At 54.3% G+C, this 23100-nt stretch carries 16 protein-coding genes; 13 read left to right on the top strand and 3 right to left on the bottom strand.

The window, feature by feature from the left end; translation table 11 throughout:
• Nucleotides 1-6: 6 nt before the first annotated feature.
• Nucleotides 7-912 carry an AraC family transcriptional regulator gene (locus tag PBA01S_RS07615; protein ID WP_016311356.1) on the bottom strand — a complete coding sequence of 302 codons (906 nt, stop codon included), beginning with the start codon at nt 910-912 and terminating at the stop codon, nt 7-9.
• A gap of 133 nt (nt 913-1045) precedes the next feature.
• On the opposite strand from PBA01S_RS07615, the gene yicI reads away from it, so the two are divergent.
• From yicI to PBA01S_RS07585, 6 genes are all read left to right on the top strand, one after another.
• Nucleotides 1046-3364, top strand: a complete 2319-nt coding sequence (yicI, locus tag PBA01S_RS07610) for an alpha-xylosidase (RefSeq protein WP_028537421.1) — start codon at nt 1046-1048, stop codon at nt 3362-3364.
• A 139-nt stretch (nt 3365-3503) separates the two neighbouring features.
• Nucleotides 3504-5288 carry a sensor histidine kinase gene (locus tag PBA01S_RS07605; RefSeq protein ID WP_127575712.1) on the top strand — a complete coding sequence of 595 codons (1785 nt, stop codon included), beginning with the start codon at nt 3504-3506 and terminating at the stop codon, nt 5286-5288.
• Between the two features lie 95 nt (nt 5289-5383).
• On the top strand, nt 5384-6364 hold the full coding sequence (locus PBA01S_RS07600; protein ID WP_127575711.1) for an ABC transporter permease: 981 nt from the start codon (nt 5384-5386) through the stop codon (nt 6362-6364).
• Between the two features lie 17 nt (nt 6365-6381).
• A complete protein-coding gene (locus tag PBA01S_RS07595) occupies nt 6382-7287 on the top strand; it encodes a carbohydrate ABC transporter permease (RefSeq protein ID WP_009224200.1) in 906 nt (301 codons plus the stop codon).
• A 241-nt stretch (nt 7288-7528) separates the two neighbouring features.
• Entirely contained in the window at nt 7529-9250 is a 1722-nt protein-coding gene (locus PBA01S_RS07590) for an ABC transporter substrate-binding protein (RefSeq protein ID WP_009224199.1), read from the top strand.
• A 100-nt stretch (nt 9251-9350) separates the two neighbouring features.
• On the top strand, nt 9351-11750 hold the full coding sequence (locus PBA01S_RS07585) for a glycoside hydrolase family 95 protein (RefSeq protein ID WP_127575710.1): 2400 nt from the start codon (nt 9351-9353) through the stop codon (nt 11748-11750).
• Between the two features lie 143 nt (nt 11751-11893).
• Here the strand turns inward: PBA01S_RS07585 and PBA01S_RS07580 are convergent, their stop codons facing one another.
• Nucleotides 11894-12727: an AraC family transcriptional regulator gene (locus tag PBA01S_RS07580; RefSeq protein WP_127575709.1), complete on the bottom strand. Its 834-nt coding sequence runs from the start codon at nt 12725-12727 to the stop codon at nt 11894-11896.
• Between the two features lie 128 nt (nt 12728-12855).
• Here PBA01S_RS07580 and PBA01S_RS07575 point away from each other — a divergent pair, with 128 nt between their 5' ends.
• A complete protein-coding gene (locus tag PBA01S_RS07575; protein ID WP_127575708.1) occupies nt 12856-14886 on the top strand; it encodes a beta-galactosidase in 2031 nt (676 codons plus the stop codon).
• 63 nt (nt 14887-14949) lie between these two features.
• Here the strand turns inward: PBA01S_RS07575 and PBA01S_RS07570 are convergent, their stop codons facing one another.
• Nucleotides 14950-16023: a M42 family metallopeptidase gene (locus tag PBA01S_RS07570; RefSeq protein WP_085168807.1), complete on the bottom strand. Its 1074-nt coding sequence runs from the start codon at nt 16021-16023 to the stop codon at nt 14950-14952.
• 510 nt (nt 16024-16533) lie between these two features.
• On the opposite strand from PBA01S_RS07570, the gene spoVAC reads away from it, so the two are divergent.
• The 6 genes from spoVAC (at nt 16534) to PBA01S_RS07540 (ending at nt 23013) form a co-directional block, all read left to right on the top strand.
• Complete coding sequence (gene spoVAC / locus PBA01S_RS07565) at nt 16534-17040, top strand: stage V sporulation protein AC (RefSeq protein WP_085168809.1); 507 nt, start codon at nt 16534-16536, stop codon at nt 17038-17040.
• Nucleotides 17041-17043: 3 nt separating this feature from the next.
• Nucleotides 17044-18066 carry a stage V sporulation protein AD gene (spoVAD, locus tag PBA01S_RS07560; protein ID WP_085278021.1) on the top strand — a complete coding sequence of 341 codons (1023 nt, stop codon included), beginning with the start codon at nt 17044-17046 and terminating at the stop codon, nt 18064-18066.
• Nucleotides 18063-18413, top strand: a complete 351-nt coding sequence (spoVAE, locus tag PBA01S_RS07555) for a stage V sporulation protein AE (RefSeq protein ID WP_028537429.1) — start codon at nt 18063-18065, stop codon at nt 18411-18413. Before spoVAD ends, spoVAE begins: the two co-directional genes overlap by 4 nt.
• Nucleotides 18414-18517: 104 nt before the next feature.
• Nucleotides 18518-19474, top strand: coding sequence for an AAA family ATPase (locus PBA01S_RS07550; protein WP_028537430.1), 957 nt, complete (start codon nt 18518-18520; stop codon nt 19472-19474).
• 3 nt (nt 19475-19477) lie between these two features.
• The gene (locus tag PBA01S_RS07545; protein WP_085278020.1) at nt 19478-20752 is read left to right on the top strand and encodes a DUF58 domain-containing protein; all 1275 of its coding nucleotides are present in this window, start codon (nt 19478-19480) and stop codon (nt 20750-20752) included.
• Nucleotides 20749-23013, top strand: a complete 2265-nt coding sequence (locus tag PBA01S_RS07540) for a DUF4129 domain-containing transglutaminase family protein (protein WP_085278019.1) — start codon at nt 20749-20751, stop codon at nt 23011-23013. Before PBA01S_RS07545 ends, PBA01S_RS07540 begins: the two co-directional genes overlap by 4 nt.
• Nucleotides 23014-23100: the final 87 nt, after the last annotated feature.

The following is a 23100-nucleotide window of genomic DNA, read 5'->3' as shown; positions in this document are numbered from 1 at the left end:
GCGAACCTAGACCTCAACCGAAGCATGCAGCCGTTTGCGGAATTCCGAAGGCGAGCAATTCATCGCTTTACGGAACACGCGGATGAAGTAACTGATGTTGTCGAAGCCGACCTCCAGCGCGATATCGGAGATTTTTCGTTCCGGATCGCGCAGCAGCTCGGCGGCCTGGCGGATCCGGTACGAATTGATATAATCCATCGGCGTCTGTCGGGTCATCGACTTAAAGAAGCGGCAAAACTGTCCTTCGCTCATCGGAATCAGCGCCGCCAGCTCCGCCAGCCGGATGGGATGGCTGTAGTTCTGCTGAATATGCTGAATGACCGTTTTGAGCCGGTCGATTTTGGACGATTCGCTGCGGGTGCTGCTATAGGAGCGGTTGACGGCCCGGCCGGTAGCCGCGATCTCCGACAGCATCAAGTAGAGATGCCCTTTGACGGCGCCTTCATAGCCGGGCGCCTCGGTGCTGCAGCTGCGCATCAACGTCACGATATGCTCCAGAAGTGATAAGTCTGCCGCGGTCTCGCGCCGGATATGGCGAGGAAACGTCGCCTTCCGTTCCTGCAAGGGCAGCACCAGGTTCTCCTGGACCGCATCATAATGTGCGCTGGCTAGCAGCTGCGTATCGAATACGAGTGAGAAGAATGCGCAGCCCTGCTCACCATGCGCATGGGCGGCGTGAATGTCGCCGCCGTCGATAAACACCGCTTCCCCGGCACGAACCGGGAAGTAATCGGTATCGACCTGAAACAGCGTCTCGCCTTCCAGGCAATAGAAGAACTCGGCTTCATCATGCCAATGGCAGTCGATGACATGTTCACCAGGGCCATAGCGGTACCAATAGGTTCCAAACGGCTGCCGCTCGTTGCCGTGACTCTTGCTCTCTTTCAGAGAGCGGCGAAGCGCCTGATCCATATACGGTCACCTCATCAAAATAGTGTTATATTTTGGCTTGATAATGTTAGTTTTATTTGAGTGATATCAGTATAATGCAAGTATAGAGCGTTTTCATAAGAAAAACAATGTGACGAAAGGCGGTATTCCACCCATGAAGTTTACCGATGGCAACTGGCTGATTCGCGAGGAGTTTACGCTCTCCACCGCGGTGCAGGCCTATGATTTTCAAGTCAAAGACCATACTTTAATTGCCTCCGCCTCCACAACTCCGCTTCGCGGCCGGGGCGATATGATTAATACGACATTGCTGACGATGCAGTTCCACTCTCCGTTGCCGGGGGTCATTGGTGTTAAGCTGATCCATTTTGCGGGGACAGTGGACCATGGTCCTCATTTTGAATTGGCAAAGGGCGGCGACCATGCCGAGATAACCGAAACCGAGCATTATGCCGAGCTCAAGAGCGGCAACCTTAGCGTCCGCATTAACAAAGGCCCGCAATGGTCCGTGGACTTCTTCCGCGGCGACGAGCGGATTACCGGCAGCGGCTACAAATCGATGGCGCATATCACCGAAAGAGGCGGCAACACCTATATGCGCGAAGAGCTTGACCTGCGCGTCGGCGAATGGGTGTATGGTTTGGGCGAACGCTTCACCTCGTTCCTCAAGAACGGTCAAGTGGTTGACATCTGGAACAAGGACGGCGGGACAAGCTCTGAGCAGTCCTATAAGAACATTCCTTTTTACGTGACAAATAAAGGATATGGCGTGTTTGTAAACGATCCGGGTGCGGTTTCGTTTGAAGTCGCATCGGAAAAAGTCAAAAAAGTACAATTTAGTGTTCCCGGCGAATCGCTGGAATATTTCGTCATCGACGGTCCGGAGCCAAAGGATGTGCTGAACAAGTACACCGATCTGACCGGCAAACCGTCCCTTCCTCCGGCGTGGAGCTTTGGCTTGTGGCTGACGACCTCGTTTACAACCGACTATGACGAGGCGACCGTTAACTCCTTTGTGGACGGCATGGCAGAGCGTGATTTGCCGCTGCACGTCTTCCACTTCGACTGCTTCTGGATGCGTGAATTCCATTGGACGGACTTCAAATGGGATGAGCGCGTATTCCCGGATCCAGTGGGCATGCTGAAGCGCCTGAAGGAGAAAGGCTTGAAAATTTGCGTTTGGATCAACCCGTACATCGGTCAGCGCTCCCGTCTGTTTGAGGAAGGGAAGAAGAACGGTTACCTCGTGAAAAAAGCAAACGGTGACGTATGGCAATGGAACCTTTGGCAGCCGGGTATGGCGCTGGTAGACTTCACAAATCCGGCGGCTTGCGAATGGTTTGCCGGATATTTGCGGGAGCTGATCGACATGGGCGTCGACTGCTTCAAAACCGACTTCGGCGAACGGATTCCAACGGATGTCGTGTATCACGATGGCTCCGATCCAGTGAAAATGCATAACTACTATACGTACCTGTACAACAAAGTTGTTTTTGAAGTACTGGAAGAGAAGCTGGGTAAAAATGAAGCAGCTTTGTTCGCACGTTCAGCAACCGTCGGCGGCCAGAAGTTCCCGATCCACTGGGGCGGCGACTGCTACGCGGATTATGAGTCGATGGCAGAAAGCCTTCGCGGCGGCTTGTCGTTGGGCTTAGCCGGCTTCGGCTTCTGGAGCCACGATATCGGCGGCTTTGAGAACACCGCTCCGGCGCATGTGTTCAAGCGTTGGCTGGCCTTCGGCTTGCTGTCCAGCCACAGCCGTCTGCACGGCAGCAGCTCCTACCGCGTGCCTTGGGCTTATGATGACGAGGCAGTGGACGTAACCCGGTTCTTCACCAAGCTAAAATGCCGTTTGATGCCGTATATGTTCGATATTGCGTTCCAAGCGACGCAACAAGGTGTACCAACAATGCGGGCGATGTTCCTGGAATTCCCGGACGATCCAGCGGCCGAAACCTTGGACCGTCAATATATGCTGGGTGACTCGCTGCTTGTAGCGCCGGTGTTCAGCGAACAAGGCGACGTGACGTACTATCTGCCGGACGGCCAGTGGACCCATCTGCTGTCGGGCCAAACGGTAGAAGGCGGCAAATGGCGCAAAGAGAAATACGACTTCTTCAGCTTGCCGCTGTTCGTTCGCCCGAACTCGATTCTGGCGACAGGAGCTAACGATGTTCGTCCAGATTACGACTATGCCAATGAAGTCCAACTTGGCTTGTATGCGATCGAAGACGGGGCAACCGTATCCCGTACGGTACGCAACATTAAAGGCGAAGCTGAGCTTCAAGTTACAGTCGTTCGCGAAGGCAAGCTTGTGAAGGTGACTGCGGAAGGCGCGGGCAAACCGTTCTACGTAACATTGCACGGCATGGGCGAAGCGGAATCGGTGCAAGGGGCTACGTTGTCCAGTAATGGCGCTGTAAAAGTGGAGGCTTTCACAGGCAAAACCGAACTGCAAATCACCTTGAAATAATTGGTCCTAGACCTCGATCGCATCTTAATTTAATATGTGACAGACATCCCCGGCGCACGGTACGTGCCCGGGGTAACTGAAATATCCCCTTTCCCTTGGATGAAGGGGATATTTCCATTTAGATGAGAGGTGATCCGATTTGATAAGCAAACTGATTCGCATCACCAATAATTTGCGGTTGAAGCATAAGCTGCTCATTTCCTATATCGTCGTGGTCATGATTCCGGTCCTGATTGTCGGCGTTGCCGTAACCGCTTACTTTCGCAATCAAGCCATGGATCGGGCGATCGCCCAAACTACCAATAACGTCGAGAAGGTGAAAACCCGGACCGCCGCGTTGCTTCGGGTGCCGATGGACATCTCCGATATTTTTATGCTCGATGAAGGGCTGGAGAAAATCGTCAGCACTCCGTATCCCAATGTGCTGGAGCTGACCAAAGCGTACCTCAATTACAATGATTTTCGCGCTTACGACAGAACCTATCGGGAAGTGTCGGGGATTCGTTTCTATTACGATAATCCGACCTTGATCAACAACCTGGAATTAATCCCGGTGAATGAGGAGATCAAGGGGATGTATTGGTACCAACAAGCGATGAAGAACAAAGACATCGGGTGGTTTTACATTGACGACAAGCAGGAGGTTCCAGTGAAGCGGCTCAGTCTCGTTCGGCAGATCTCTTTTAAAGGAACGAAGAAAAGCGGAGTTCTTATGGTCATTATGAATCAGGAGGAACTCAACCGGATGCTGCAGCAAGAACCTTTTGAGACGCTGATCACCGATGATTTAGGTTATGTGGTGGCCGCCAATAATCCGGCGATCGTCGGCAAGACACTGGAAGATCTAGATTACGGCATCGACTTGCGAACCCAGCAAAAGGGGACGTTTCAGGTGGATATCCAGGGGGTTCCATCCTATCTCGTTATCGACACCTTGAATCCGGAAGCCAGCATGAACGGGCTAAAGTTTATTTCCGTATTTGCGACGGAGCCGATTGTGAAGGACGCCAATACCGTAAGCCTTGTCGGATTGCTGATCATTCTACTCGTATTGCTGATTGCGCTGGTATTCGTATACACCGTCTCTTTCTTGACTACCAACCGGATGCTGCGGCTAAGCCGGCACTTAAATCGTCTGGCTTTAGGGGACCTCAACGTCGTATCGCGGATCGATGGGAATGATGAGATTGGCCAGCTGTCTCGGCAGTTCAACTACATGGTGGATAGTATCCGCCGGCTCATGAACCAGGTCGTTGAGAAAACAGAACAAAACAATGCCCTGGAGCTAGCCCAACGCGAGATTAAGCTGAAGATGATGGCCAGCCAGATTAATCCGCATTTTTTGTTTAACGCTTTAGAGTCCATCCGGATGAACGCTCATCTGAAGGGGGACAAAGAAATCGCCAACGTGGTCCGGCTGCTAGGCAAGATGATGCGCAAAAATTTGGAAGTCGGGCGGGAAAGCACACCGTTGAAGGAAGAGCTGGAAATGGTCAGCTCCTATCTGGAAATTCAGAAGTTTCGTTATGAGGACCGCTTAACTTATTCCTTAACTATTGATCCTGCAGCCAGCGCCATTCGGGTACCGCCGCTGATCATTCAGCCGCTCGTTGAGAACGCGGTCGTGCACGGGGTGGAGGACAAGGAAGAAGGCGTCCATGTTGAGGTGAATATTCAGAGAGACAAGGGATTGGTTCGCGTCTCGGTACAGGATAACGGAATGGGAATGACTCCGGAGCGGCTTGAAGAGGTCATGCGCTTCATCTCCGGTTCGACGGAGCCGGAACAGGGACGCATCGGGCTGCGTAACGTGCATCAAAGGCTTGTCCTCTCCTATGGGGAAGCGCACGGATTGCGGATCGTCAGCGAGTATGGCGTGGGCACGAAAATCAGCTTTACGATCCCGGCGGGGGGGAATCTCTAATTTTTATATGGTTTTGTTTGAAATCTCTCGGGTATTTCGTCAGCCGCTCCTCCCTTATCATTAAGCTATAGCAGACAAGGGGGGGAGAAATTGAGATGGAAACGCTGTCAACTCAGCCTGAAACCAGAAATGTAAGCGCAACCCCTGCGCCGCAGAAGAAGCGAAAGAACGGTATCTGGCGGAGCATTTTGCAGCAAAAGTACTTGTACTTAATGTCCATGCCATTCGTGATCTGGTTGTTTGTATTCAACTACCTTCCGGTGTGGGGATGGACGATGGCTTTCCAAAACTATAAGCCGGCGAAATCCTTCTCGGAGCAAAAATGGGTAGGATTTAAAAACTTCGTGGACTTGTTCCAGGACGAGCGGTTTTACCTGGTCCTCCGTAATACGCTGGCGATGAGCTTTATGGGGCTGGTCGCGGGATTCGTGATTCCGATCACCTTTGCGGTGTTGTTGAACGAGCTGCGCGGCAAATATTTCAAACGGACGGTTCAGACGATTTCCTACCTTCCGCACTTTGTATCTTGGGTAGTCGTCGCCGGGATCGTGACGAAAATGCTCTCGATCGACGGCGGGATCGTCAACGAGATTTTAGTTTCCTTGCATATCATTGACGAACCCATCCAATTCATGGCCCAAGGGAAATGGTTTTGGGGAATTGTAACCGCTTCCGACGTATGGAAAGAAACCGGTTGGAACGCCATCATTTATTTGGCAGCGATCACCGGCATCGATAAAGAGCTGTACGAAGCGGCACGGGTCGATGGAGCCGGACGTTTCCGGCAAATTTGGAACATTACGCTGCCGGGGATCCGGACGACGATTTCGGTACTGCTGATTATGTCGATCGGCCATTTGATCGGCATCGGGTTCGAGAAGCAGTTCCAGCTGAGCAACTCGCTCGTCACCGACTATTCCGAAGTGTTGGACTTGTACGCACTGAACTACGGTATCAATATCAGCCGTTTCTCCTATGGTACAGCCATCAGTATGTTCACGTCCGTGGTCAGCATCATCCTGCTGCTTACGGCCAACGGAATCATGAAGAAAACGACAAAAGAGAGCATCATGTAAAGGGAGGGAGAAGGGCGATGGCAAGTTCAAGCAGAGGCTTTAATGATACGCGGGGCGATAAAATCTTCAACATTTGCAACATCATTCTCATGAGCGTCATTTTGGTCATCACGTTGTATCCTTTCCTGAACGTGTTGGCGATCTCCTTTAATGATTCCACCGATACGGTTCGAGGCGGCATTTACATCTGGCCGCGGGAATTCACTTTGGAGAACTATAAAACGATCTTTAATTATTCCAGCCTGATTACCGGCTTTAAAATTACGATTTACCGGACGGTTCTTGGGACCGTGCTTGGCTTGATCAGCGCCTCAATGCTGGCCTATACGCTAAGCCGGCCGGATTTCAAATCCCGGAAGTTTGTATCCACCTTCCTGGCGTTGACGATGTACTTCTCCGGCGGTTTGGTTCCAACCTACATGCTGATGCGCCATCTCGATTTGATCGGCACGTTCTGGATTTACATCTTACCGGGCGTTGTCAGCGCGTTTAACGTGTTCGTTATCCGTTCCTTTATCGACGGGTTGCCGTATGCATTGCAGGAATCTGCCAAGCTGGACGGAGCCAACGACTTCACGATTTACTACAAAGTGATTCTGCCGCTCTGTAAGCCGGTACTGGCGACCATCGCCTTGTTCCTGGCGGTAGGCCAATGGAACTCTTGGTTCGACACTTATCTGTACAACGGGAACAAAGCGCATTTGACGACGCTTCAATATGAGTTGATGAAAATTTTACAAAGCACCAACCAAGGCGCAAGAATGATCAACGCCAACGATATGGCGAATCAGATGGCTCAGGTATCGCCGGAATCCATCAAAATGGCGATCACTATCGTTGTAACGGTACCGATCTTGATCGTTTATCCGTTCTTGCAGCGTTACTTCGTAGATGGGATGACGCTGGGCGCCGTCAAGGCTTAACCCTAGAGCCTGCCGGGCGGTAAGCCCGATGGATTAACGCCGCCAAATCCGCCTCCGCCGCAAGCTGCATCAGCGGCGGGGCGGCACTCGGCGGGTGGGAGCAATTTCTTTTTCAATCAAAGATGAAAGCCTTTACTTTTTTGGGTAACACCGGGAATGAGGGAAGCAACTCAGGTATCAGCAGGCGAAAGCCTGTTCATACAATACAAGTTTGATCAAGATGACGAGGGGGAACGTAGAAATGAAGTGGAAAAGCCCTAAAGCATTCGCGGCGATCTTGCTCGCGAGTACGGTGTTGGTTGCGGGTTGCGGAAGTAACGGTAACAATGCTGCCAACAGCAGCAATACCGGCAACGCGGGAAGCAATGCGGAAGCGTCCGCAGATAACAGCCCGATCACCTTTACCTTCTTTGGTGCGGATGCCAGCCCGAACTGGAACAACATGCAGGACGATGTAGGCAAAGTGATTACAGAGAAAACCGGTGTAACGCTTGAAGCCGAGTTTGACGTAGGTGCCGGCGGCGGCGAAAACAAAATCGCGCTGATGGCCGCAAGCGGTGACGTTCCGGATCTAATTTTTGCCAAAGGGGAATTGAGCAAGCTGGTGGATGCCGGTCTCATTATCGACTTGGCTCCGCTTATTGAAGAGCATGCACCAAACCTGAAGAAAATTTTCAGCGAAAATATGAACCGTCTGAAATACAGCAACGATGATCCTGCGATTTATTCTATCTTCACGAATGGCGGCGTGGATCAGCAGTACTTCGACGCTGGCGGCGGCTTCGAAATCCAGCAACGCGTTTTGAAAGAGCTGGGATATCCGAAGATTCGTACGGTTAAGGATTTTGAAAACGTGCTGAAGCAGTATGTAGAGAAACACCCGACTACAGACGGTCAGCCAACCATTCCGCTGACACTGAGCGCCGATGACTGGAGAATCATGATTACGGTAACGAACCCGGCGTTCCTGACAACAGGTGCACCGGACGACGGCGAATATTATGTCAATCCGGAAACTTATGAGGCGATGCTGCATTACAAACGTCCGGAAGAGAAGGAATACTTCCGCTGGCTGAATCACATGTATAACGAAGGCCTCCTGGATAAAGATACATTCGTGCAAAAAGAAGACCAATACAAAGCGAAAATTGCCAGCGGCCGCGTGCTTGGCCTGATCGACCAAGAGTGGGGATATCAGGATGCAGAAAACGCGTTGAAAACAGCTGGTAAAGACGAGTACACTTACGCGCACTTCCCGGTTACATTGACGGAGGAATATGAAGATCATTCCTTCCAACAAGCAGGCGTTGACGGCTACGGAATCAGCATCACCACAGCATGTAAAGATCCGGTTCGCGCCATCAAATTTATCGACTGGCTGTCTTCTGACGAAGGTCAGGTTTTGAGAAACTGGGGCGTAGAAGGTAAACACTATACGGTTGATGAGAACGGCCAACGCGTCATTCCAGCCGACATTCAAGAACGTAAAGTAAATGACAGCACGAACTTCACGAAGGAATCCGGCATCAGCTTGTACCGCATCTTCGGTGCGAACTATGGTGACGGCGTGAAAGATCCTTCGGGCAACTACTACACCACGAACTTCCCTGAGCAAATCGTGGCAGGCTACACCGAAGCTGAAAAAGAAACGTTGAAAGCTTACAATGCAACAACTTGGAAAGACCTGTTCCCAGGTGAAGATGCATTCCCTGCGAAGGATTGGGGCGCTCTGTACAACATGCCTGTTCCTACGGACGGCGATTACCAAGTGATTTACCAAAAAACGCAGGATATCATCCGTAAGCGGATTCCGGAAGCGATTCTGGCGAAGGAAGCCGATTTCGACAAGATTTATGACGCTTTCCTTGAAGAGCTGGACAAAGCCGGCGCGAAGAAGATGGAAGCCGAGTATACGGAATTGGTTAAGAAGAGAGTCGAATTGTTTACCGGTAAGAAATTGTAATTGTAGCTTAGCAGTAACAATCTAAATAGGATTGCAAAAAGGCCCGTGTGTTTTCGGGCCTTTTTGCGCCAGTTAGCCATTATATACATCATTCAGGAGGATGAGGAAACTGAACTATTCGGAGCAAACGGAGTGGAAGCTATGGTATGATCGCCCCGCTTCTCGCTGGGAGGAAGCTCTTCCCGTTGGAAACGGGCGAATCGGCGGGATGGTCTTCGGCGGGATTCATCGCGAGCGGATTGCGCTGAATGAAGATACGTTATGGTCGGGATTCCCCCGGGACCCGCAAAACTACGATGTGCTGCGTCACCTTGGACCGGCCCGGGAACTGATCTTCGCCGGCAAATACAAAGAGGCCGAGAAACTGATCGATGCGAAAATGCTAGGCCGACGCACGGAATCCTACCAGCCGCTTGGGGATTTGTGGCTGGAGCAGGGAGATTCGGCGACGGAGGCCGATGGGAATGAGCTGCGGGGATTCCGACGGGAATTGGATCTGGCGACCGGGATCGCAACGACGACTTATCGGATCGGGGGGGCGGAATATCGCCGCGAGGTATTCATCAGTGCGGTTGATCAGGTGATGGTTCTCCGCATTACGGCGCTGGGGAGTGAACCTGTGAATATGGCCGCTTCGTTGGACTCTCTTCTTCGTCATCAAGCCTTCGGCGGGCCGGCGGGAACGGCACGGATCTGCATGAGAGGCCAGGCCCCCAGCCATATTGCCGACAATTATCGCGGGGACCATCCGCAGTCGGTCTTATACGAGGACGGCTTGGGCCTCACCTTTGAGGCCCAGCTCTTGGCGCTGCCGGAGGGCGGCGGCACGGTGCAGGCAGATGCCTCAGGCCGGCTAACGGTGAGCGGGGCGAAGGCGGTGACGCTGCTGCTGGCAGCCGCCACGGATTACGCCGGCTATGATCAGGCGCCGGGAAGCGGCGGCATCGACCCGGCGGAGCGATGCCAGGCGGCGCTGGATGCGGCCGCAGCGCTTGGCTATGAGCAGCTGCGTCAGCGCCATGAGGCGGATCACCGCCGGCTGTTCGGCCGCGTTGAGCTGCGGCTGGGCCGCGCGGAGGAGGCCGCCGAGCGGGCAGCCCGTCCGACCGACGAGCGGCTTGAGGCTTATCGCCGCGGAGAGTCGGACCTTGGGCTGGAGTCGTTGTATTTTCACTACGGCCGATATTTGCTGATGGCCAGCTCCCGGACGGGGACGGAGGCTGCTCATCTGCAGGGCATCTGGAATCCGCATGTGCAGCCGCCGTGGAACTGCGGGTATACGACCAACATCAATACGCAAATGAATTATTGGCACGCAGAGGTGGCGGGGCTGGCCGATTGCCATGAGCCGTTGTTCGAGCTGATCCGTGATCTTAGCGTAACCGGAGCCCGAACGGCGCGGATTCATTACGGCGCCCGGGGCTGGGTCGCTCATCACAATGTGGATGTATGGCGCCAATCCACGCCATCGGACGGCGAGGCTAGCTGGGCGTTCTGGCCGATGGGCGGCGTGTGGCTGTGCCGCCATTTATGGGAGCATTACGAATTTGGGCTGGACGAGCAGTTTCTGCAGGAAACGGCGTATCCACTGATGAAGGGAGCTGCCGAGTTTTGCCAGGATTGGCTGGTGCCCGGACCGGACGGACGGCTGGTTACAGCCCCGTCGACTTCGCCGGAGAACAAGTTCCTGACACCGGATGGCGGAGAGCCTTGCAGTGTGTCTGCTGGCAGTACGATGGATCTGTTCTTGATCCGTGAACTGTTGGAGCATACGATTCGGGCCGCAGAAATTCTTAAGGTTGACGAGGCGTGGCGACAAGAGCTGGCCGATACGCTCACGCGTATGGCTGAGCCGCAGATCGGCCCGGACGGCCGGCTGCAGGAGTGGAGCGAGCCGTTTGCAGAAGCCGAGCCGGGACATCGGCACGTGTCCCATTTGGTTGGCTTCTACCCGGGCAATGCGATCACGGTGCGGCAGACGCCGGAGCTGGCGGAAGCTGTCCGCCGCACGCTGGAGGAGCGCATCCGGAACGGCGGAGGCCATACCGGCTGGAGCTGCGCCTGGCTGATTAACCTGTACGCCCGGCTGGGCGACGGGGACACCGCTCACCGGTTCGTGAACACGCTGCTGTCACGTTCCACGTATCCGAACCTGTTCGACGATCATCCGCCGTTCCAGATCGACGGCAACTTCGGCGGAGCAGCCGGCATCGCCGAGATGCTGCTGCAAAGTCATATGGGCGGCATCGACCTGCTGCCGGCCCTGCCTGCGGCCTGGACGAGGGGGCAAGTGAGCGGCCTGCGAGCCCGCGGAGGGTTTACCGTCGACATGACGTGGGAGGAGGGCCGTCTGACGTCGGCCTGCATCACGTCAACGTCCGGCGGCGAGTGCACGCTGCGCGGGCTGCATGGCCTGAGCGTCCGCTTGCCGGACGGCCGCACCGTGCAGGAAGGTGAACGCTTCCAGACGGAGCCGGGGGCGACGTACCTCGTAGGCTAGAAGGAAAAGCCCCGAATTTCTCGCGGGGGGCGCTCGGCGTCAAATGAATGCAAAAGTGCAGTTTTCCACGAAAAAAAGCCCTCCCCTTTTGGGTTAGGCTTTGTTAGACGAATGCGCCGTACCGCCCCGGACTTGAACGTTCCCTAATGCAGCCTGCGGAACTGCTGGGGCGTCATGCCTGTGTGCTTGCGGAACGTGGCGACGAAGTGGCTGGCATCGCGAAAGCCCGTTTTGCCGGCAATCGCAGCGACGGTGATGCCGGGTTCGCTGGCCAAATGCTCCTTCGCCTTATGGATGCGCATTTGCGTGAGGTAACTGTATGGGGCGATGCCAAACGATTGCTGGAACAGCTTGCTGAGATGTCGCCCGGACATTCCGGCTACTTCCGCCAACGTATCCAGCCCCACGTCTGGATTGCCGTATTCCCGCTCCATCCAGGCGAGCAACGGCCCCAGCTTCTCCATGATTCGCGGGACAGCGCTGCTGCTTACTTGGCCGAATTGGCTCAGGACAGCGAGGAACCGGTATACCTCAGTTGAGGTCTCCAGGCCAAACGGGTCCTGAATGCTGTCCAGCCGGTTCAGCAAGTGGCCGAGCAACGGGGAGATGGGGGCCTCCGGTTCCCAGCGGAACAGGACGGCCTCCCGGATGCCAAACGCAGCCAATATCGATCCGGCAGCCGCTCCGCCAAAGGTGAGGTAATAGGTCTCCCATGTCGAGCTCCGCTTGGCCTGATAAGCGTGAGGCATACCTGGCGGCAACAGCATCCCGCTGCCTGGCTGAAGCAGGAACGTACCGCTGCCCAACGTTAGCTCTCCCTCGCCCTCGGCGGTATGCAGCCAATGGTAATAAGGGTAGCCGTCCGGGCGGACAATTTTCTCTTGATTTGGATTATAGCCGACGCTTTCGAGGAGTAAGGGAAGATCCGGCGTGGCAGCCGGAGAAAAAACAAAACGGGTAAAGGCCCGTGAACTCATCGTACGAAATGCCTCCTAGGTATGATCCATATTATTATATTACAATTCGAAATTATTATATATAAAGCGGGAAATTTCAACCTTACAATGGACTTAGAAGTTATATATTGTAAAAGGATGTGGATATGGTGATCAACGAGAAACTGCCGAAGATTTGGTACGGCGGCGACTACAATCCAGAGCAGTGGGGACCAGACGTCTGGAAAGAGGACGAGCGGATGTTCAAACTGGCTGGGATTGATGTGGCGACGGTCAACGTTTTTTCCTGGGCGATGATTCAACCGAGCGAGGAAACGTATGACTTTGCACAATTGGACGAAACGATCGACCGCTTGTATAAAAGCGGCGTGTATGTCTGCCTGGCGACCAGCACTGGGGCTCACCCGGCATGGATGGCTCGCAAATATCCGGACGTGCTGCGCGTAGACGTGCAGGGACGGAAACGCCGGTTTGGCGGACGTCATAACTCTTGCCCCAATTCGCCGACCTATCGCAAATACGCTGCCCGTCTGGCCGGCAAGCTGGCAGAACGATACAAGGATCATCCGGGGCTGTTAATCTGGCACGTGTCCAATGAATACGGCGGCTACTGCTATTGCGACAACTGTGCAGCGGCCTTCCGCGTCTGGCTGCGGGAACGTTACAAGACGCTGGATGAGCTCAACCGGGTATGGAATACGCGATTCTGGGGCCACACGTTTTATGATTGGGAAGAGATTGTGGTGCCTAACGAACTCAGTGAAGAATGGGGCGGAAACCGTACGAATTTCCAAGGGATTTCGCTGGATTACCGGCGCTTCCAGTCCGATTCGCTGCTGGAGTGCTACAAGCTGGAATACGACGAAATCAAGAAGCATACGCCTAACGTTCCGGTAACCACTAACTTGATGGGCTTTTATCCGGAATTGGATTACTTTAAATGGGCGAAATCTATGGACATTGTTTCTTGGGATAACTACCCGTCCTTGGATACGCCGGTTAGCTTCACGGCCATGGCTCATGACTTGATGCGCGGGTTGAAGAGCGGCGCTCCGTTCATGCTGATGGAACAGACGCCAAGCCAGCAGAACTGGCAGCCGTACAACTCGCTGAAGCGCCCTGGCGTAATGCGGCTTTGGAGCTATCAGGCCGTAGCTCGCGGCGCCGACACGGTCATGTTCTTCCAGCTGCGCCGCTCGATTGGGGCGTGCGAGAAATATCATGGGGCGGTTATTGAGCACGTGGGCCACGAGCATACCCGGGTCTTCCGTGAAGTAGCGGAGCTGGGCCGAGAGCTGGATCAGCTGGGCGATACGCTGTTGGATGCGCGGACGGAAGCCAAGATCGGCATCGTCTATGACTGGGAGAACCGTTGGGCGATCGAGCTTTCCAGCGGCCCATCCGTAGCCTTAAATTACGTCAATGAAGTGCACAAATATTACGATACGTTGTTCCAAATGCATGTAGAGAGCGACATGGTGTCAGTGGAGGAGGATTTCAGCAAATACGAAATCCTGATTGCCCCGGTGATGTATATGGTGAAGCCGGGCTTTGCGAAGAAAGTGGAGGAGTTCGTAGCTGGCGGAGGTACGTTTGTCACCACCTTCTTCAGCGGCATCGTGAACGAGAACGATCTGGTGACGCTTGGCGGGTATCCAGGTGAGCTGCGCTCCGTTCTAGGTATTTGGGCAGAGGAAATCGACGCTCTGTTGCCGGGCCATACGAACCAAATCGTGATGAAAGAAGCTTGGGGTGCGTTGTCCGGACAGTATGAATGCGGCCTCTTGTGCGATTTAATTCACGCCGAAGGCGCGGAAGTGCTGGCGGAATACGGCTCTGATTTCTATCAGGGGATGCCGGTCGTGACGGTCAATTCGTTTGGCAAAGGACGCGCGTATTATGTGGCAAGCAGCCCGGACGCCGCCTTCTTGCAAGGATTCCTGAAGAACCTCTGCGAGGAGAAAGGGATCCAGCCGCTGCTGGATGCGCCAGAAGGCGTTGAAGTAGCACGCCGCGTGAAGGATGGCAAAGCTTTCTTGTTCCTGTTGAACCATAACGAAGGGCCCGCCGAGGTGGAGATTGGGTCCGAAGCTTATAAGGACCTGTTGGCGCAAACGGAAGTGTCGGGGACGGTTCAAGTCCCTGGCCGAGGCGTTGTCATTTTGGAAGGGAAAAAATAAAGACCATAAAAAACCGCAAGGCCGTTTATGTCAGGCCTTGCGGTTTTTGCAAATCGGAGAGGTTCAGCTGTTCTCCAAAATTGTGTTCAGCGTTGTCCGATCCAGTCCGCGCACGAGGCGGATCAACAGCTCCTTCGCTGCAGCGTAATCATCCGTGTGGATGATCGAGGAGGACGTGTGGATGTAGCGGGAGCAAATACCGATCACGCTCGAGGGGACGCCGGTGCCGCTGAGATGCACTTGACCGGCATCCGTGCCGCCCGGCGACACGAAATATTGGTACTTAATCTTGTGTGTATCCGCCGTATCACGGATATATTCGACCAAGCCGCGATGGGTGATCATCGTCGGGTCGAGGATACGCAGCAGGGTGCCTTCACCCAGCCGGCCAAACGCTTTTTTGTCGCCGGTCATATCGTTGGCGGCGCTGGCATCCAAGGCGAAGAAGATGTCTGGCTTGATGAGGTTCGCCGCTGTCCGAGCACCTCTAAGGCCAACTTCTTCTTGCACGTTCGCCCCGGCATAAAGCACATTTGGCAGCTTCTCACCGTGCAGTGCTTCAAGCAGTTCAATCGCTAATCCAACGCCGTAGCGGTTATCCCAGGCTTTCGCCATAATTTTCTTCGGATTGACGAGAGGGGTGAACTTGCAAATCGGCACGATTTGCTGGCCGATCCGCACCCCTGCGGCTTCGGCTTCCTCCCGGCTGTCCGCGCCGATATCCAGATACATCGATTTGAGATCTACCGGCTTGTTGCGCTGCGACTCATCCAGCAGGTGGGTCGGAATCGATCCGACGACGCCGACGATTGGCCCGTTTGGCGTAATGATTTGCAGGCGTTGCGCCAAAACGGCCTGACTCCACCAGCCGCCAAGCGGTTGGAACGACACCATTCCGTTGTCGCTGATTCCGGTGGTCATGAAGCCCACTTCGTCAAAATGACCAGCCACCATGACCCGAGGCCCTTGCTCATCTCCGCGCAAGACCCCGAACAGCCCGCCAAGGTTATCCTGCACGAATTCCTGCGTGTAGGCCGACATTTTCTGTTTGACGAGGGCCCGCAGTTCTCGTTCAAATCCAGGAGCCGCTGGAAACTCCGTCAGTTCTTTAAATAGCTCGCGCGTTTTTTCATTCATTGTTTGCTTCTCCTTTTTCTAAAGATACGGGTTCCAAAGGCCCGATTTACAGCACTTGATATTTTAGAATCACTCGAAGTTGAATCTTCCTCTCCTAGTATGAACTACCTTTTTTCGATTGTCCATGCAGCGATTGTGTTCTGAATTTCCAGCATCGCTGTAACGTTGATGAGCACCCGGCTCCCAAGCAAAGCATATACTGCAGAAGCAGCAGTTCGATGGGCGAATGAGGAGGCTAAGCTGAATGGAACGGTATGCCAAGGATTGGCTGGTGATCTGTCTGCTCTTTATCCTGTTAGTGATCGTCCTTCTATATTTATAATAACAGGATGCAATTCCCTTGCCCCACCTGATGCAAGTCCGCCGGAACTTGATTCCTGCGGGCTTCTTTGTGTTGTCATTGAGCAGTTTGGAGCCGAAATCCATGGATCATTTTCCAAACATAACAAGCCGCCGGATGACAAATAATGAGTATACCGTGCAAGTTAGGAAAATAAGGAGGAATGTCGTTTGCCTGCAAAAGCGAAAAACAAGCCGGGAGCTCGGGTGAAGCTGAACAACCTGCTGCTGACGGAGGAAGAGTATCAGCAGGTTGCCGACCAGCATAAGCCGAAAACCAACGTTTTGCGCAACTGCGTAAGGGCGTTTCTGGTCGGCGGGTTCATCTGCTTTATTGGCCAATGTATCCAGCAGCTGTTTATGACTTTTGCCGACATGTCCGCGCGGGAAGCAGCGAGTCCTACGGTCGCGATCCTGATTTTGATCTCCGTCGTGCTCACCTCGTTTGGCGTATACGACAAAATCGCCCAATGGGCTGGAGCCGGTACGGCTGTCCCGGTGACGGGGTTTGCCAACTCCATGTGCTCCTCGGCCATTGAATCCCGAGCAGAAGGCCTTGTCCTTGGCGTCGGGGCCAATATGTTTAAGCTGGCGGGTTCGGTGATCGTGTTTGGCGTAGTGGCCGCGTTTATCGTAGGAGTGATTCATGTTATTTTCGGCCTGGGAGGAGTGCATTAACCGATGCTGATCGGCGCGCAAACCTGGGAATTTCGCTCCAAACCGGCCATTATCGGAGCGGCGACCGTTGTTGGTCCCGAAGAAGGGGAGGGACCGTTGTCCCACACGTTTGATTTCGTCTACGACAATTTGGAGATTGACGAGAAGACGTGGGAACGAGCGGAGCGCAAACTGTTGGAGCACGCTTCTGCCCTGGCCTTGGTCCATGCCGGCATCAACCGCGAGGACCTGTCCTTCTTCATCGGCGGCGATCTGATGAACCAAATTATCACTGCGACGTTTGCAGCTCGGTCGATTGCAGCTCCGTATCTCGGGGTGTTCGGCGCCTGCTCCACCTCAATGGAGAGTCTCGCTTTAGCCGCTTTTCTGGCAGACGCCGGCGGAGCAAAATATGCGATGGCCGGTACGGCCAGCCATAACTGCACCGTGGAGAAGCAATTCCGCTATCCCACCGAGTACGGTTCACAAAAACCGGCCACCGCCCAATATACGATTACAGGCGCGGGCTGTGCGGTCGTATCGAAGGAAGGGAAGGGGCCGCGCATTACCCACGCTACGATCGGCCGGATCCAGGATCTTGGCGTCAAGGATCCGTTTAACATGGGAGCGGCCATGGCGCCGGCTGCCGTGGATACGCTGGTTTCCCACTTCCGTGATACGGGCCGGGGACCCGAGGATTATGATTTGATCGTCACCGGAGACTTAGCTTCGGTCGGACATGCTATCGCCAAGGATCTGCTTGAAAAAGACGGCGTCTTGATGGATAAAACGGAATTTAACGATTGCGGACTGATGATTTATGACCGCAACAAACAAACGTATGTGAACGCCGGAGGCAGCGGCTGCGGCTGTTCCGCCGTCGTCACCTACGGCCACATTTTACGAAAATTAAAGAACCGGGAACTAGGCCGGGTGCTGGTCGTTGCTACGGGTGCCCTCTTGTCTCCGCTGTCCTATCAGCAAGGCGAGAGCATTCCTTGCATCGCGCACGCGGTCGCCCTGGAACAGGAGGTTAGTAAAGAATGATATTTTTCTGGGCATTTGTTGTTGGCGGATTGATCTGTGTGATCGGCCAACTGATGTTTGACGTGCTAAAACTCACCCCGGCGCACACGATGAGTACGCTGGTGGTCGCCGGTGCAGTGATGGATGCGATAGGCTGGTATGATCCGCTGGTGAAGTTCGCCGGAGCGGGGGCCTCGGTACCGATCACCAGCTTTGGGAACTCGTTGGTACATGGGGCATTAACCGAGCTGCAACGAGACGGATGGATCGGTGTAATTACCGGGATCTTCGACGTGACAAGTGCCGGGATTTCGGCGGCGATCATTTTCTCCTTCCTTGCGGCACTGGTTGTTCGGCCCAAAGGCTAAATTTTTTGGGAATCGCGTTGCTTTTTACGGGAACAGTGTACTCCCTATCTATCTTCATGTAAAATAGGTAGATATATACAGGTCTTATTTGGGAGGGAAAATGCGTGCCCGTACATGAGCAATCGATTCAAACTTTGAACGCCGTAAAGAACAACCTGGAGTCATGTATTTTAGGAAAGTCTTTTGAAATTAAGCTGCTGCTTTCGGCGCTGCTGGCCGGCGGCCATGTGTTAATCGAGGACGTACCCGGTACAGGCAAGACTCAGCTCGTGAAGGCGCTGGCGAAGTCGATGAGCGGAGATTACCGGCGGATTCAATGCAATCCAGACATATTGCCCAGCGACATAACGGGGGTATCGGTTTTCCATCCTCATGAAGAACGTTTTGTATTCCGGCCGGGGCCGGTTATGACGCATATTTTGCTGGCGGATGAAATCAACCGGGCAACTACGAAGACGCAATCCGCTTTGCTGGAAGTCATGGAGGAGCGAAGCGTCACTGCCGATGGCGTGACCTACCCGCTGCCTCACCCCTTTATGCTCTGCGCTACGCAAAACCCGATTGATTTTGAAGGCACTTATTTGCTGCCGGAAGCCCAGTTGGACCGTTTTATGATGAAAATTGGGATCGGGTATCCCGACGCTGACACGGAGAAAGCGATGCTGCGCTCTCATAGTCAAGGCCAGCCGGCAGAACAGTTGAAATCGGTTACAACGATGGAAGAGATCGCCGAGATTCAACGCGAGGTTCAGCGCGTGCATATCAGCGAACCGCTTGCCGATTACTTGCTGGAGATCGTCCGTCGGACACGGGAGCATGAAGATGTCCTGCTGGGGGCCTCGCCGCGTGCTTCGCTCGCTTTTATGGCTGCAGCCAAGGCTTATGCTTACCTAGAGGAACGGGATTATGTGCTGCCCGATGATATTAAGACGCTGGCGCCATTCGTGCTGGAGCACCGGATTCTGCTGCGTCCCGAGTCCCGTCTGGGGCATCGGAACGTCAGTGAGGTATTGCAGCAAATTCTCCGGCAGGTCCACGTACCGGTCGCCATAGGACGGTAACCGATGCGCGCGCTGGTCGAAGGCTTTAAAGCGGGCCTCACCTCCCGAAAATTCTGGAGAGTGGCGTCCGTTTGGCTGATCTGCCTGTTGTATGTCTTGTTTCAAGGCGGGAAAACCTCGCTGATGCTATTTATGATGGTTTCGGTACTGTGCTTCTACTGGGTGATTGGAGGGTTTGGCGGCGTCAAACGCATCACAGGCTCACGGACGCTCTCGCTCTCTGGAGAGCGGGGCGGGTTGCTTCAAGCCGGGGATCAGGTGGTGGTGAAGCTGCAACTGCAGCTTCCCGCATTCCTTCCCCTGCCTTACATCGTTGTCAAGGAAACGCTGCGGCGCCATAACGGAGACAGCTGGATATTTGAGGATAGCATCGTGCCCTACTTCAGCTCTCGATCCGAGTTGGTGTACAAAACGCCGCCGCTCGAGCGCGGAAAATACGCATTTGACGGTACGCATTGCAGTGCAGAGGATATTTTTGGCCTTATGGAGCATACCAGCGTCTTTCAGACCGGCGGGGAGTTTCGTATTCTTCCCCGGACGGTGTTTATTCCTCACTGGGAGCTGTACAGCCGCAATTCGCGTCTAGCGGGTCCGGAGACGGCGATTGCGTTGTCGCGCCGGGAATCTACTCAAATCAACGGGGTGCGTGACTATGTGTACGGGGATCGGATTTCGCGGATTCACTGGAGCGCCACTGCGAAGACGGGAACCTGGAAGTCCAAGGAGTTCGAGCATGAATCGCTGCCTAAGATGGTGCTGGTGCTAGACGCCCATACCAGCGGATATTACCGTGCTTCGCAGTTCGAATTGGCCGTATCAACGGCTGCATCGCTGTTGGAATTTGGGTCCAGGGAACGGATCAGCATGGGGTTGTGCACTCTGGGCAAGTCCCTTCGTTACTTTCCGCCGGCGGAAAGTTATCTGGAGCGACAGCAGATGCTGCACCATCTCGTAGATATCGATGCAGACGGGTTCGGCAACTATAAGGATCGCTTAGAAGCGAAGCCGGATTTATTTCAGCCGGGCGCATTCTTTATCCTCATAAGTCCGCTGGCGGACGATAAAGTGCTGGCTATGCTTAGGTTAGCCAAATCCCGTCAGATGATCCCGTATCATATCCAAATCGGGGAAGAGACTGTGGCCGCAGGTGCGTCTAACAGCTATCAAACCGTGAAACGTTCTGCATGGCAGGCAACCCTGCAGGAGCGGGGACTTCGCGGGATATACGTCACCTCTCTGCACGAGCTTCCTGCAGCGATGGGGGGTGCAAAGCTGTGAAACTATTGGCCAATACTCAGCTTCCGAAGTCTTATCAGAATTTAACCCTGCTGTGGATCGTGATCATTGCGATGCAATGGATTGATTTTACGGAACCGCTGTGGTTCTCGGTCACGACCACTTTGGTGACGGTCACGATCATCTTGATGGCTCTGATTGAATGGCTGCTTCCGGTACAGGCAGCGTGGAAATGGATGATTAAGATCATCGCGCTGCTGCTCATTTGGAGGTTCATCCTCACCACTTACGGGGTTTATGTTCCGTTTGGCCCGTTATTTCCCGATCAGATTCGCGGTATGGCGTTAACCTTTACGCCGTATATCTGGTTTTCCTTAGTCGCTTGGGTGCTGCTTGAAGCGGCGCTGCGGCTGGTTGTTACTCGACTGAGAATTTTGGTGTTTCTGGCTGCCCATCTGGTTGCGTTTACGATTTTGGACTCTTTTACACGTTATTATTTATGGCAAAACGTAGCCTGGATTGTGTTCGCCGGTCTCGGATGGCTGGTTAGCGCCAATTTCTACGAGTATCGCCGGAAATATCCGCAGGGCTGGCAACGATTGCGGCAAAGCCCATTCAAGATCGCGGTGAACGTCTTTATCGTCTTTGCCTGCGTGCTTTTGATCGGGATTAGCATGCCGTCGGTGTCACCTACGCTGACCGATCCGTATACGGCTTGGATCAAGCGGAGCGGAGGGGGCGGAGGCGGTCCTTCCACCTTGACCAGCGCGTTAGGGAATAGCCCATCCGCTGTTCAAGAAGAGATCGTCTCCGGCTACAGCCGCGATGACAAAACGCTAGGCGACGGGTTCGAATTCAGTTACAGCCCGGTCATGTCCATTGAAACCCCGGTGAGATCCTATTGGCGCGGTGAGACCCGGCGCATCTACTCCGGGAAGGGATGGGCTGATCTGGAGCAGGAAGGCCGGGATACGGAACGCTATCGCGGCGGACCGGACGCCGAGCCGCTCGAGCATGAGCAGCCTGGCAAGGTGGAAACGATGCGGGTCGAACAGATCGTGACAATGAATACCGACAAGGAGTACCCGGTGTTGTTTGGCGGTTACGCTATCGAAAGCGTGGAATTACTGGACGAACGCCAGCAGGCAGATATGCGCTGGTCTGCCAAACAGGCGGAACTATTCTGGAACGGCTATCGTGATCCCGGGGATTTGCCGAATTACCCGAGGAAATATAAAGTGGTCGCCAATATCCCTCTGATCCCGCTTAAGGAGCTGGAGCAGGCCAGTTACGATACCTTGTATCCAGAAGGGGCGCCGGAGGAATATTTGCAGATTCCCAACAATCTGCCGCAGCGGGTCAAAGATCTGGCTGCGGAAATTACCGCAGAAGGCGAGACGCCCTACGCGAAAATGGATTTGCTGCAACAGTACCTTCGGCAAAATTACGAATATACAAACAAGCCGGATTTGACTCGCAGACGCAGCGATGATTTCGTTGACAGCTTCCTGTTTGAAATTCGGCAGGGGTACTGCGACTACTATTCCACGGCGATGGTTGTGATGGCCCGCTCGCTGGGCATCCCGGCACGTTGGGTTAAAGGATACGCTCCCGGCAGTCAGCCAAGCGACGAGATGATGATGCGCAATCCGGAGCTGGGGCGGGCATATAATGTGAGCAACGCGGATGCTCACTCTTGGGCGGAGCTCTACTTCGGCGATTACGGCTGGATACCGTTCGAGGCGACGCCGGGCTTTGTTTCCCCGATTATGGAGGCACCGGAAGAGAGCGAAGATACGCTTACGGTTGATACGAACACCGATACGGAGGTTGCGGCTGCCGAAGACAGCTTCTTCTCGAAGCTGGATCCGGTGGTGATGCAGCGGATTTTTGTCTCGGCCGTCAGCGTCCTGTTGCTCTGGACCCTGTACCAACTGCGCTCAGAATTGTATTTCCTCTGGCTCCGGTTGCGGCTGGGCCGTCCGCTGACGCCAGAGGAAAAGACGGTATACGAAACGCTGCGACTCGTAAGACGGATGCAGCGGAGAGGCTTTACCCGCGGTGACCAGGAGACGCTGCGCGAAGCATTTGAGCGTTGGAAGCTTGAACGTCCGCAGCTGGCGGAAGTGCTGGACCCGCTGCTTCTCTTATACGAGCAGGCGATGTACAGCTCCAGTCCAAGCCCGGCTGCTGCGAATTGGCGCGCCGCGCGGGAGCTGTCCCGAAAGGCAACCCGATTGGTTGGCGGGCACGGTTGGAAGCAGGCTTGGCCGCTCGGTCCTAAACGAACCTTAGGCCAATAATCCAATCGTAGAGCGATTGATCTCTGATTAACGTCAACGCCCCCGTGCTTGCGCGGGAGGCGTTTTCTTTTTTAAAATAGAAGCATG

The sequence above is a fragment of the Paenibacillus barengoltzii NBRC 101215 genome (assembly GCF_004000745.1).
GTDB classification, from domain to species: Bacteria; Bacillota; Bacilli; order Paenibacillales; family Paenibacillaceae; genus Fontibacillus; species Fontibacillus barengoltzii.
This window is presented reverse-complemented; position numbering and strand designations above follow the sequence as displayed.